Origin of the sequence: Burkholderia sp. L27(2015), assembly GCF_009765705.1 — a bacterium.
Taxonomy (GTDB): Bacteria; Pseudomonadota; Gammaproteobacteria; order Burkholderiales; family Burkholderiaceae; genus LMUX01.
In genome coordinates this window covers 1261206-1273220 of sequence record NZ_LMUX01000021.1, presented here as the reverse complement: position 1 = coordinate 1273220, position 12015 = coordinate 1261206, and the positions used below count along the sequence as shown (strand labels likewise).

Genomic DNA, 12015 nt, shown 5'->3' with positions numbered 1-12015 from the left:
GTGGGGCGATATGCCGGTGGCAGCAGCGAATGCGACCGATGGTGCCGCACCTGGTGCAGCGGCTAAGCTCGCAGCTCCGGCGGCCAGTACGGCAGTCGTGCAGAAATAGGCGTTCGATCTGCGCATCCCGGACTCTACTGTCCAATGTGTTTGGAGCTACGGGCTATTTATTCTTTTCATGTCGGCCTCTAGTATCGAGGGTGTCGACCGAGCCGATTCCCCCTCGTACGGGGACCAGCGGATCGCCGACGTCGGCTTCCATGACCGAAATCATGGTCGCGCTCGATCAGTTGAAGGATGACACAGGGTGTGTCGTTCGCTGAGTCAGGAAGTAAGGAAATAAGGAAAGTTTCATGAACAGCCCTGTCGTTCTCATCACCGGTGCGCTCGCCGGCATTGGCCGCGCGACGGCCTTCGCCTTCGCTAAAGAAGGCGCCCGCCTTGTTGTTTCCGGTCGCCGCGAGTCGGTGGGCCACGCGCTGGCCGCGGAGTTACAAGCACTCGGCGCGCAAGCCGAATTTGTCATGGCCGACGTTCGCCGCGAGGACGACGTGCGCAATCTGGTCGACAAGACCGTCGAGCGCTTCGGTCGCCTCGATGTCGCCGTGAATAACGCCGGAACCGAAGGCCAACCGGGTCCGCTGATGGAGCAATCGGTCGAGAACTACATGCATATGTTCGACACCAACGTACTCGGCACGTTTCTGAGCATGAAGCATGAGTTGCGGGTGATGACGGCCCAAGGCCACGGCAGCATCGTCAACCTGTCCTCGACGATGGGCAGCCGAGGCGCCGCGGGCATGTCGATGTATGTGGCCAGCAAGCACGCGGTCGAAGGAATGACCAAGGCGGCCGCGCTCGACAGCGCCGCCGCGGGTGTGCGTGTCAACGCAATCGCTCCGGGCCCCGTCGAAACGGAAATGCTGGACCGCCTCACAGGCAACGCCGAAAAAAGAGCCGCGATGGTTGCCGGCGTGCCCCTCAAACGGGTCGGAAAACCCGAAGAGATCGCACAAGCCATCGTGTTCGTGGCGTCCGACAAAGCGGGTTTTATCACGGGCCAAATCATCAACGTCAATGGCGGCAAAACCGCTTCGTAATTCTGCAAGGCAAATGAAGGACCCTGGCGCTCGCTGGGGTGCTCTCACCTGAATCAACTCGATCAGCTCGAGCCACCTCAGCAACTTTATTTCCCCCAAACTGGAATAAGCCCTTCGTCTCACTCGTTTAATAGGCGGAGTGGACGCACCACGCGTCGACACAGCCAGGAGCTGCGCGTGTGAGTTTCGAGGCCGATATTGTCGTCTGGTTACCGGTCATGAAGCGCTATGCCCGCGCTTTGACGGGCGACGCCGCTTGGGCAGACGATTTAGTGCAGGACACCGCCGAGCGTGCCCTTAGCCGCTGGCATGCTTTTCGCCCGCAAAGCAATCTGCGCGCGTGGCTGCTGACCATACTCAGGCATCTGTATATCGATCAATTACGGATGCACCGCGAGATCGCGGTTGACGATGAAAGCGCCCCCTGGAACCGGATGCCCGCGCCGCCAGGCGAAGTCGACACGCTCGTGCTGCGCGACATGCAGCGCGCGCTCTACCGGCTGCCCGTCCCTCAACGCGAAGTGCTGCTCCTGATCGGACTCGAGGAATTGAGTTACCAGGAAGCCGCCGCCGTCCTGAAAGTGCCGGTGGGCACCGTGATGTCGCGGTTGTCGCGCGCCCGCGAGCATCTGCGCGCCTTGCTGGCTGAAGAACCTTGCCGCAAAGGGTCCGCCCTGACGGTAGTGAGAACCGTAGGGAAGAGCACGCCATGAACGACGATCGCGACTATGCCAAGCCAGGTCCGGGCGAGCCGAATCTGCTAGCGCTCTCGGCACTGGTGGACAACGAGCTGTCCGCCACTGAACGTGCGGCGACCCTGGAGCGGCTTGCCGCTGACACCGATGCGGCACGGCGCGTCGCGGATTACCGCGCACAAAACGCGGCGCTGAAAGCCCTGTTCGCCATACCGCAGGAAACGACCCGCTGCCTGGTCCTGCGTCGTCGCGTTCCTTGGTGGCAGCGCGCGGGTGTGGCTGCGGCGTGGCTGGGCGTAGGCGTCGGGCTTGGCCCGTGGCTTGCCCCAACGCTAGTCTCGGCATTTGGCTTGATGCTTGGTTCGGCGCCGACTTGGATGGCACCGCGCTTGTCGACTGACCAGGTCGCGTTCGCACAGCGCGCCAACATCGCTTACGCGGTTTATGCACCGGAGCAGCGTCATCCGGTGGAGGTGGCCGCCGACGAGAAAGCACAGCTGGTCACCTGGCTTTCACGGCGACTGGGCCGCTCCTTGATGGTGCCGTCGCTGCAAGAGTACGGCTATGCGCTGGTGGGCGGACGGCTGTTGCCCGGCGAGACCGGCCCCGCTGCGCAGTTCATGTATCAGAACGCGGCCGGCGAACGACTCACGCTGTATGTCACGCACTTTTCCCGGGATACGGCCGCGGTCGGCCTGCTCAGCGACGGCGGGCGCAACACGTTCTACTGGGCCAACCAAGGCATGGGGTACGCCTTGTCGGGCCAAGTGCCCGAGACACATTTACGCCCGATCGCTCTTGATGTATGCGGCGCACTGGGCGGCCACCCCGAATCGTGGCGATAGCAGCGCCAGCGAAGACGAAACCCTGAGAACGAAACACTGAGGACGAAATCATGAGAAACACCATTCGTTCAATCACCGTGATGCTTGCGTGTTGCGCAGGCCTCACGCCTGCGATGGCGCAAACGGCGCCGGACGATCTGATGGACGCGGGCCCGGCAACCTGCCAGAACATCACGGCGCAAGCTGTCATCGACGGACAACTGCAAAACGTCACCGGGCTTGCCTGCTTGCAAAGCGATGGGACGTGGCAACTCGTGCAGAACCTGTATCCGCCGGCACAGTATGCGTATGGGTGGTACGACCCTTGGTATTGGGGTCCCCCTGTCGGCGTGGGGTCAGCGTTCTTCTTTTTTGACTTCGATCATCGTCGCCATCGCCTGAATCATGTTTTCTTCCGGCATTCGGACGCCGGCCCGGGATTTCATCCGGGCGGGTTCCATGATGGCGGGTTCCATGATGGCGGTTTCCACCAAGGTGGCGTAGGTGGCGGCTTCCATCAAGGCGGCATGGGTGGTGGCATGGGCGCAGGCATGCACATGGGCGGCGGCCATCGCTGAATGGCCGGTAGCGCCACCGTAAAAGCGGGCGCCTACGCCGCGAACAGTGCGTGTACTTTCACACACTGTTCGCAACCATCCTCGCGGCCGTCCTTCTACTCTGCGATCGAATCGACGCGATCGGGATAGAACGCGACGTAGTCCTTGATCTGCGATACCGCATCAAACGGCTGCTCGTAGCTCCACACCGCATTTACCGAGCGCTCGCCGCCTGCAGGAATGCTGTAGTAACTGCAGTCGCCTTTATACGGGCAATAGCTAGTGTGATCCGTGCGCTCCAGCAGCGACATATCCACGTCCTTGCGCGGGATGTACTGGACGGCGGGATAGGCGGCCTCACGAAGCGTCAACGCATCGCGCGTATCGGCCACGATGCGCCCCGAGATAGACACGCGTATTCTGGAGTCGCTCTTCTCGATCGTGATGGGGTGATCGGGTCCCGGGATCTTTATCGATTTGGTTTGCATGGTTTTCTCATCCTAGCTGTGTCGTTAGCTCACATTGCCAGGATGAGTATGGACGAGCACATTTTAAAGTCAAGAAATAAATACGTCCGTACGTATTGGTGACAAAATGCGCGGCCCACATGCGGATTGGAATCCCTGGAATAAACGAGAAGTGTTCGGTGTTCACCCCAACGAATGCCCTCGCATATTCACAAGGACGACATATGAATTCTCCCTTCACAGCAATGTCGCGCGTTCGGCTTGTAGGCCTTTTCCTACTCGGCGCGGCATGGTCGTTCAGTAGCGTCGCCTACGCCGATGGCAACGATGAAAAACCGTTCCTGAGCGAAAACGACACGGCCATGAACAAGATGATGGGCGACATGACCATCAAACCATCCGGCGATGTCGACCACGACTTTGTCGCGATGATGGTGCCGCACCATCAAGGCGCGATCGACATGGCCCAGGCGGAATTGCGCCACGGTCACAACGAGCAACTGCGTCGCATCGCCCAGGAAATCATCGTCGAGCAACAGCAGGAAATTGCCGCCATGCGCCTCGCGCTCGGCCAGCCTTTACCGCCCTCCGTTGCCTCTCCCGACCAACCCTCTACCGCAAGCCCCGCGGCAGCGCCCCCGATGTCCCATTCCACAATGCAAATGCAGATGCAAAAGGATTCCCGATGAATCGCACTCCTCTTCTCGCCACGGTATTGACGATCACCGCACTCGCAGCGCAAGTCGCGTGGGCCGGTCAAGCCCCCGGCAAGGCCTCCGATCCGGACATCGCGATCAGCCACCGCGACCGCGTGTATGCCGCGGAACAATTTTCAAATACCGTTTCCGTGACGGACCCGGTGAGCAACAAACTGCTGGGCGTGATTCGTCTCGGCGATCCTTCGCCAACCAACTTCAGCCCGCTGTATCACGGTCAGGTGCTGGTGCACGGCATGGGCTTCTCGCCTGATCATCGCACCATCGCCGTGGTTTCGATCGGTTCGAACTCGGTGACCTTCATCGATACGGCCACCAATACCGTCAAGCACACTACCTATGTGGGCCGTGCTCCGCACGAAGCGTTTTTCACGCCGGACGGCAAGGAAGTCTGGGTCACGGTACGCGGCGAAAACTATATCGCCGTGCTCGACGGCAGCACCTATGAAGAAAAAACCCGCATCATCGTACCGGCTGGCCCGGGCATGCAGATCTTTTCTCCGGACGGCAAATACGGCTACATCTGCTCGTCGTTCAATCCCGAGACCGACGTCGTTACCGTAGCCGATCATAAGATTGTCGCGACCGTCAAACAGGCCAGCCCGTTCTGCCCCAACATCGCAGCAACGCCCGATGGCAAACAAGTCTGGTTCACGCTCAAAGACGTAGGCAAGACGCAGGTATTCAACGCGCAAGCGCCGTTCGAGTTGCTGAAAACTTTGGACACCGGCCCGATCACCAACCACGTCAACATCGTGCACAACGCGCATGGCACGTTTGCGTATATCACGGTCGGTGGGCTTAATGAGGTCAAGGTGTTTCGCACCGACGATTTCTCGCAAGTGGCGACCATCCCGGTTGGAAACTTGCCCCACGGAATTTGGCCGTCCGGCGACGGCACCCGTGTTTATGTCGGACTGGAAAACGCGGATGGCATGACAGCGATCGACACGCTCACGAACAAGGTGATCGCCACGGTCCCGATCGGACAGGCGCCGCAGGCAGTCAACTATGTACCCGACGCAGTGCCTGAAGGCGATGGACTGCAAAATCTGCAACCGCTCGGGCTCGCCGGTCAGACCGCTCATCTGACGCTGGTGGCCGTGAGTAGCGCCGGCGGTATTCCAAGCAGCAAGGGCACCGCGCCGACCAGCGTTTCACTGTTCGACCAAGGCTTGGCGCAGGTGCTGCAAGCATCGGCGACTGGCCTTGAACCCAAGCATCCGTATGTGCTCGCGCTGGCCGACAATCCGGACGGCAGCGGCAACCTCGAGCCGATCGCGTCGTTCATGACCAATCCCGCGGGCTCGGCTATCGTCAATGCATTGGGGCAGATTCGACAAATCGTGCAAGGCGGAGCCGGAGCCGACAAGCGTCGTTTCCTCGTGATTGCACCGCAAATGGACGGCAAGCCTGGCGCGCCGGTTCAGGTACAGGCCCTGTAAGCAGTGGCAACGCTGGCTCTCGGGTCGATGTTTGACCCGGGAGCGTTTATCTTATGGGCTGATAAGCTACGCCAGTCGATGTGCCCGGGTGATGAAGTCCCCGGCCAATTGCGCGACCCGCTCAGGTTGCTCCCTATGCGGCGAATGTCCGCAATCCGGCATTACCGTGAGATGAGCCTGCGGTACTTTTCTGACTATCCCTTGCACCTGTGCGAGCGTGCCATATTCGTCGCCCGCGCCTTGTATCGCCAGCACAGGGCACACGATATCGGGTAACAAGCCCTCGATATTCCAGGCGCGGAACGCGGGATCGAGCCAGACGTTATTCCAACCCCAGAAGGCCGATTCCGGGTCGGCGTGATAGCGCTTGAGCTTTACCGCAAAGTCGCTAGAAACGTAGGCCTCGCGCGCCTGCGTGATGTTTTCTATGGTGACGTCTTCCACCAGGATATGCGGCGCCACCACCACGATACCGTCGACCGCGTGCGGAAAGCTCGCGGCATATAGCAGCGCAATCGAACCGCCGTCGCTGTGACCGAACAACCAAGGCCGTTCCAGCCCGAGGCTTGCGAACAACGCGGGTAATACTTCGCGGGCCTGCTCATGCATGAAGGTCATTTGCCAACGCTCGTCATGCGGCCGCGGTGTCGATTGCCCATAGCCATAGCGCGAGAACACCAGCCCGGTCAGGCCATATGCGCGGCACATCCGTTCTGGGAAATCCTTCCACAAGGCAATCGACCCTAGGCCTTCATGCAGGAACACCACCACCGGATAGTCGGATTGCTTGACGCCGACCCATTGGTATTCGAGTTTCAGCGGATCGCCGCGCCATGTGAGCTCGGCGAACTGTGTTTGGGGGATATGCATCTCATTCATCGTTCCTGCCTCACGTCGCTCCTGCTTCAGGTTGTTACGGCTTCAAGTTACTGCATCAGATTTGTGCCTGCTATATCGTCCGGCTTTGTCGCGCTGCGTTACACCATCACTCTCACACTAGCAAAGCTCTCAACTTGAATCGTTGAATCTTGCCGGTTGCCGTTTTGGGCAGCTCATCGATAAACAGAATCTCGCGCGGATACTTGTGTGGCGCCAGTCGACTCTTGACGAAAGCCTTCAGTTCCGCGGCAAGCTCTTGCGTAGGCGCATGCCCGCTCGCAGCCACTACGTAGGCCACGGTCGTGGTCAATCCGTGCGCGTCGCTCTTGCCGACCACTGCGCATTCGAGCACCCCCGGATGTCCGATCAGCGTATTCTCAACCTCCACCGGCGACACGTACTGACCGCTGACTTTCAACATGTCGTCGCTGCGCCCAGCGTAGATGAAATGGCCTTGTGCGTCGACCGTGTATTTGTCGCCGCTCTTGAGCCAGTCGCCGATGAAGGTAGCGCGGCTCTTCTCGCGGTTCGTCCAATACAGCAGCGCTGAACTGGGCCCGCGCACATACAGGTCGCCCACTTCGCCGACGGCCACGCACCGATTGTTTTCGTCGCGCAGTTCAAGCTCATAACCCGGCACCGCCCTGCCGGACGAACCGTAGCATACGCTGCCGGGACGGTTGGAGATAAAGATATGCAGCATTTCGGTGGAGCCCAGGCCATCGAGAATCTCGCACCCGAAATGTTGCTCGAAACGTTCCCCGACTTCCCGCGGCAACGACTCACCCGCCGACGTACATACGCGCATCGCTACGTCCTCCTTGGCGGGCAATGCGTCGGATGCAAGCATGCCCACATACAGCGTCGGCACACCGCAAAAAATGGTCGGCTTGTGTTGCGTCAAGCGCTTGAAGACTGCCTGTGGGGTGGGTCTCTCCGCCATCAAGACGGTGGTTGCGCCCACGCACAGAGGAAAGGTCAAACCATTACCGAGCCCATAGGCGAAAAACAACTTGGCGACGGAAAACACCGTGTCGTCGGACGTAATGCCCAGTATCGGTTTGCCATACAGCTCGGCCGTCCAGAACAGATTGGCGTGCGAGTGAACCGTGCCTTTGGGACGGCCGGTGGAACCCGATGAATAGAGCCAGAAGGCAAAATCATCGGCATGCGTATCGGCGCCCGCGCGTAATTCCAGTGGTTCGCTTTGCAACAGATCGACGAAAGTATGGACGCCGTCGAGTACCTGCGTGCTGCCGGAGACGATCACGTCCGGGCGAGTGTCGACTTTTCCCAGCGCCTCTTGAACACAAGCCAGCAACGGCGCGGAAACGATGACGACTTTGGCGTTGCTGTGCTCCATCATGTACGCATAGTCGTCGGACGGCAGCAGCGTATTGACCGGAACAGGAACGATGCCCGCGAGCAGCGCGCCCAGGAATGCCACCGGCAGATCGACGGTGTCATGCATGACCAGCAACACGCGCTCTTCGCGACGCACCCCGCTCGCCAGCAGGCCCGCCGCACAGCGGCGCACACGCTGACTCAGCTCGCCGTAGGTCAATACGCACGTGTCGTCGATGTAAGCCGCCTTGTGAGGACGGTCCGCGTTCAGCGCGAGGACGTGACGAGAAAAATTAAATCGCTGAGCGGGCGCCCTAACCGCTTGGCCAGCGGCTTGCTCTGTCGATCTCTCGGTCCGCTGTTCGTTCGCTTGCTTCATGTCTCACTCCGCTCATTCCATTTGCCCCGTCGATCTATCGTGTCGCTCATGGGCCCTCATTGAGTTCTATCAGTCAACGCGTTCAATTAATCATCGGGTTCAATTAGTCATCGAGTTCAATCAACCATCGACTTCAATCAGGGACGTCAATAATCCCACTGCGTGGATGTCGCTCCGAGGTGCTGCAATGTGGCAGCCGAACCCTGCAAGGCCGCTCGTCGATGATAAAAACCGAGGCTGCGCAGGCCACCCAACTCCTCGCCGCCGCCAGCACGTCCAGGGCCGCCGTGCGTCGAGGCGGGCATGACGTTGCCGTGACCGGTTTGGGATTTCGCAACCTCGGGCGTCACCGCGTGCACGCGGCCATGCGAACCGGCAAGCGCTACCGAGGTATCCGCCAACCATGCTTCATCGGCGCTGAACAAGGACGTGACCAGTGAGCCCAGCCCGCGATGCGCCAATGCGATCGCGTGCGCCGAATCGCGATAGCCCAGCAGCGTGGATACCGGTCCGAATACTTCGTGATCGTGGACAACGGACGCCGTATCGGCATCGCGTATCCCGAGCAGCACCGGCGCCACGCAAGCGCTCACGTCGGGGTCCGCATCCACCAGCTGCTGAGTTCTGCCGTCATGAATGACCTTCGCTTGCGTCGCAAGCGTAGCAATACCGGCCTGCACACTATCGAATTGCTCACGGCTGACCAGCGAGCCCATGCGGACCTCGGCATTGCGCGGATTGCCGACCGTGACTTGTGCGAGCTTTGCGCTCACCGCATCAGCAACAGCCTCGTAATATCGTTCTGGCACCAGGGCACGGCGCACCGCAGTGCAGCGCTGGCCGCTCTTGGTGGTCATTTCGCGCACGATTTCCTTCACGTACAAATCGAATGCGGGCGAACCCGGCGCAGCGTCCTCGCCGAGAATTGACGAATTGAGGCTGTCGGCTTCAATATTGGCGCGCACCGAATGCCGCACGATAGCCGCATGCGAGCGGATCTGCGCAGCGGTATCGGCCGAACCGGTGAAGGACAGCACGTCGAAGTGGCCAAGCGCATCGAGCAGGCCGGCAGAACTGCCGCAGACAATCGACAGCGCACCGGGCGGCAAGACGCCGGATGCGATCACGTCGGCGACCATGCGATGAGTCAGCCAGGCCGTGACCGTGGCCGGCTTGATGACGACCGGCACGCCCGACAGCAACGCGGGCGCCGCTTTCTCCCATAAGCCCCAAGCCGGGAAGTTGAAGGCGTTGATGAACAGCGCGAGCCCACGCACCGGCGTGAGTACATGTTGCGACTGGAACAACTGATCTTTGGACAGCACTGCGGCAGCGCCGTCAAGCAACACGCGCGCGTCCCCCAATGCGGCGCCGGCGCGCGCGAAGTAGTTCAGCGTAAATGCCGCGCCCTCGATATCCACGGCCGAGTCGGCTTGGGTGGTGCCGGAGTTGGCCAGGGAAATTTCATAGTAGCTGTCGCGGTTCGCCAGCAGCACTTTCGCCACTTCGGCGAGCATCGCGGCGCGCTGTCCGTAGGTCATCGCCTGCAACGCAGTGCGACCATTCGTGCGCGCAAATTCGTAGCCCGCATGCAGTCCCTCGGCTTGGCCGCCCGTGGCCACCAATGCCTGGCCGGTTACGGGATCGCGCAGCACGTTGGCCTGCGCGGATTCGGCCTGCGCTGTTTGGCCCCAAGCGCCGCCAAGATAGTTTCGTAGAAAGTCGGTCATGAAAAATCCATAGAATGCGTGGCTCAGGCCACGGCCGGCGTGAATGAAATAGCGCCTTGCGGCAACAGGTAAAGCACCAATGCGCGGCCCTGCGATACGCTCGGGCGATGTGCGCTGCCAGGCTCAAATACACACCACCCGGCGGGACGTGAATCGAAACAAGCGCCTGGCGTGAGCGGCATGATCAGGTCGATCTCGCCATTGGGATGAACATGGTGTGGTCCGACGATGTTCGCCATGTCGACGACATCCACGCTGAAGCCGTTAGTTGCGTCGGTGGCCTTGAGCACTCGGCCGTAACGGATCCCGTCGGCTTCGCGCTGGCACAACCAGCCCTCTCGCACCCCGATCTGGCAGGCCGCGAAGAGGCTTTCGTACACGTGGCTGCCCGGGCCATGGTCGGCGTTCAGATGCGCCTCCAGCGAGGCATCGAGCGTGGCGCCGGCAATCTCCGCCGTGATGTTGCTGATCAAAGTTTGAAAACCGGTTACGTCCATGCCTGCGATCTCCTCGTAAAATGCACCGGGCTTGCCTGATTGGCCATGACTCGTGGCTATGACTCGTGGCCATAGCCCGCGGTAATAACCCGAGGCTACGACCCGAGGCCATTACCCAGCGCCCGCCTAACTTTCGGATCTATAGTGCGTTTTGTTGGAGTGTAAATGTATTATGTTGCATATGTCAAGCGGAGCGATGATCAATATATTTCATCAGGCTGTGGTCCAGCCGTTTTGGTTTTGCGATAATTGGGTCTACAGGACATGCGGCGCGACGCCGTGAGCGATATGACAGGAAACGTGGAAATATCAAGACTTTTAGACCCGGCCAGCGATGTGGTCGAAGCCCGCGACCCATTTTTGATTGCGCTAGGGGAACGGCTACGTGGCCTGCGCTCGCGGCGGGGCCTCACGCGCAAGGCATTGGCACGCTTGGCGGAAGTGTCCGAGCGGCATCTCGCCAACGTCGAGTCGGGCGTCGGGAATGCCTCCATCCAGTTCCTGCGGCAATTGACGACGGTGCTGAACTGCACGCTCGCCGAGATGATCGGCGACGAAACGGCCACTTCACCCGAATGGCTGATGATTCGAGAGATCCTGCGCGGGCGCTCGGATGAAGAACTGGCGCAGGCCAGAGCGGCATTGGCCGGTATTTTCGAGGCGCCGACCACGGAGATCGCGCGTCGCCAGCGTCTCGCGCTGATCGGGCTGCGCGGTGCCGGCAAGTCCAGCTTGGGCCGGATGCTCGCCGACCACTGGATGGTGCCGTTTGTGGAATTGAATCAGCAAATCGAGACATTGGCCGGATGCAGCGTGGCTGAGATCCACGCCCTATATGGCCCGAACGCCTATCGGCGCTATGAATATCGCGCGCTCGAGGACGTGATCCAGCGTTTTCCACGCGCGGTAATCGCGACGCCGGGCGGCTTGGTGTCCGATCCCGCCACCTTCAATCTGCTTTTGTCGCATTGCTATACGGTGTGGGTGCAAGCATCGCCTCAGGAACACATGGCGCGCGTGGTCGCTCAGGGCGACATGCGTCCGATGCTGGGCAACCGCGAAGCAATGGACGATCTGAATAACATCCTTGAAAGCCGCGCGGCGTTCTATTCCAAAGCCGATGAAACGTTCGAAACCACGGAAATGACTCAGGAAGCCGCATTCGTGGGCTTGCTGGATCAATTGCGTAGTTCGGTTCGGCTCGGCCAGTAGTTAGCTCAGTAGTTCAGTCGCACGGGCGCGCTCAAACAGCGCGCCCCTTCTGCGCAATCCTCCCTTCCGCACGGCCTTCTCCCCTCCCCAGCTACGCCTATATCGCCACCCAGCGCGATGCACTTTTCTGCTTGACACACCATAAAACGTGCAATATATTGCTGTTACCG

Annotated in this window: 13 protein-coding genes; 8 read left to right on the top strand and 5 right to left on the bottom strand. The window is 60.4% G+C overall.

Going from position 1 to position 12015, the window contains the following annotated elements; all coding sequences use genetic code 11:
- The 5 genes from GSQ77_RS30010 to GSQ77_RS24030 form a co-directional block, all read left to right on the top strand.
- Positions 1 to 323: hypothetical protein (locus tag GSQ77_RS30010; protein WP_216854936.1), on the top strand; the 323-nt coding region annotated here is incomplete at its 5' end.
- Positions 324 to 353: 30 nt separating this feature from the next.
- Positions 354 to 1100: an SDR family NAD(P)-dependent oxidoreductase gene (locus GSQ77_RS24045; protein ID WP_158905518.1), complete on the top strand. Its 747-nt coding sequence runs from the start codon at positions 354 to 356 to the stop codon at positions 1098 to 1100.
- 179 nt (positions 1101 to 1279) lie between these two features.
- Positions 1280 to 1813 carry an RNA polymerase sigma factor gene (locus GSQ77_RS24040; protein WP_158905516.1) on the top strand — a complete coding sequence of 178 codons (534 nt, stop codon included), beginning with the start codon at positions 1280 to 1282 and terminating at the stop codon, positions 1811 to 1813.
- Positions 1810 to 2640 (top strand): anti-sigma factor, encoded by an 831-nt coding sequence (locus tag GSQ77_RS24035; protein ID WP_158905514.1) that lies wholly within the window; start codon positions 1810 to 1812, stop codon positions 2638 to 2640. The genes GSQ77_RS24040 and GSQ77_RS24035 overlap by 4 nt, the downstream gene beginning before the upstream one ends.
- A 50-nt stretch (positions 2641 to 2690) precedes the next feature.
- Positions 2691 to 3197: a hypothetical protein gene (locus tag GSQ77_RS24030; protein WP_254067760.1), complete on the top strand. Its 507-nt coding sequence runs from the start codon at positions 2691 to 2693 to the stop codon at positions 3195 to 3197.
- Positions 3198 to 3292: 95 nt separating this feature from the next.
- On the opposite strand, the gene GSQ77_RS24025 is transcribed toward GSQ77_RS24030, so the two are convergent.
- A complete protein-coding gene (locus tag GSQ77_RS24025; protein ID WP_158905512.1) occupies positions 3293 to 3664 on the bottom strand; it encodes a DUF427 domain-containing protein in 372 nt (123 codons plus the stop codon).
- Between the two features lie 203 nt (positions 3665 to 3867).
- Between GSQ77_RS24025 and GSQ77_RS24020 the strand changes: the two genes are divergently transcribed.
- A complete protein-coding gene (locus GSQ77_RS24020; RefSeq protein ID WP_158905510.1) occupies positions 3868 to 4332 on the top strand; it encodes a DUF305 domain-containing protein in 465 nt (154 codons plus the stop codon).
- Positions 4329 to 5804, top strand: coding sequence for a YncE family protein (locus tag GSQ77_RS24015; protein WP_158905508.1), 1476 nt, complete (start codon positions 4329 to 4331; stop codon positions 5802 to 5804). Before GSQ77_RS24020 ends, GSQ77_RS24015 begins: the two co-directional genes overlap by 4 nt.
- 66 nt (positions 5805 to 5870) lie before the next feature.
- Here the strand turns inward: GSQ77_RS24015 and GSQ77_RS24010 are convergent, their stop codons facing one another.
- From GSQ77_RS24010 to GSQ77_RS23995, 4 genes are all read right to left on the bottom strand, one after another.
- Positions 5871 to 6674 (bottom strand): alpha/beta fold hydrolase, encoded by an 804-nt coding sequence (locus GSQ77_RS24010; protein ID WP_158905506.1) that lies wholly within the window; start codon positions 6672 to 6674, stop codon positions 5871 to 5873.
- A 121-nt stretch (positions 6675 to 6795) separates the two neighbouring features.
- Positions 6796 to 8406 (bottom strand): benzoate-CoA ligase family protein, encoded by a 1611-nt coding sequence (locus GSQ77_RS24005; RefSeq protein WP_158905504.1) that lies wholly within the window; start codon positions 8404 to 8406, stop codon positions 6796 to 6798.
- 146 nt (positions 8407 to 8552) lie between these two features.
- The gene (locus GSQ77_RS24000; protein WP_158905502.1) at positions 8553 to 10136 is read right to left on the bottom strand and encodes a 3,4-dehydroadipyl-CoA semialdehyde dehydrogenase; all 1584 of its coding nucleotides are present in this window, start codon (positions 10134 to 10136) and stop codon (positions 8553 to 8555) included.
- 23 nt (positions 10137 to 10159) lie between these two features.
- Positions 10160 to 10633 (bottom strand): DUF4863 family protein, encoded by a 474-nt coding sequence (locus GSQ77_RS23995; protein WP_158905500.1) that lies wholly within the window; start codon positions 10631 to 10633, stop codon positions 10160 to 10162.
- A gap of 300 nt (positions 10634 to 10933) precedes the next feature.
- Between GSQ77_RS23995 and GSQ77_RS23990 the strand changes: the two genes are divergently transcribed.
- Complete coding sequence (locus GSQ77_RS23990; protein ID WP_254067759.1) at positions 10934 to 11845, top strand: helix-turn-helix transcriptional regulator; 912 nt, start codon at positions 10934 to 10936, stop codon at positions 11843 to 11845.
- Positions 11846 to 12015: the final 170 nt, after the last annotated feature.

Bases quoted from the DNA above. Each gene is read 5' to 3' on its own strand.
- GSQ77_RS24045 (WP_158905518.1), top strand. From the start codon at position 354: ATGAACAGCCCTGTCGTTCTCATCACCGGTGCGCTCGCCGGCATTGGC.
- GSQ77_RS24035 (WP_158905514.1), top strand. From the start codon at position 1,810: ATGAACGACGATCGCGACTATGCCAAGCCAGGTCCGGGCGAGCCGAAT.
- GSQ77_RS24030 (WP_254067760.1), top strand. From the start codon at position 2,691: ATGAGAAACACCATTCGTTCAATCACCGTGATGCTTGCGTGTTGCGCA.
- GSQ77_RS24025 (WP_158905512.1), bottom strand. From the start codon at position 3,664: ATGCAAACCAAATCGATAAAGATCCCGGGACCCGATCACCCCATCACG.
- GSQ77_RS24020 (WP_158905510.1), top strand. From the start codon at position 3,868: ATGAATTCTCCCTTCACAGCAATGTCGCGCGTTCGGCTTGTAGGCCTT.
- GSQ77_RS24015 (WP_158905508.1), top strand. From the start codon at position 4,329: ATGAATCGCACTCCTCTTCTCGCCACGGTATTGACGATCACCGCACTC.
- GSQ77_RS24010 (WP_158905506.1), bottom strand. From the start codon at position 6,674: ATGCATATCCCCCAAACACAGTTCGCCGAGCTCACATGGCGCGGCGAT.
- GSQ77_RS24005 (WP_158905504.1), bottom strand. From the start codon at position 8,406: ATGAAGCAAGCGAACGAACAGCGGACCGAGAGATCGACAGAGCAAGCC.
- GSQ77_RS24000 (WP_158905502.1), bottom strand. From the start codon at position 10,136: ATGACCGACTTTCTACGAAACTATCTTGGCGGCGCTTGGGGCCAAACA.
- GSQ77_RS23995 (WP_158905500.1), bottom strand. From the start codon at position 10,633: ATGGACGTAACCGGTTTTCAAACTTTGATCAGCAACATCACGGCGGAG.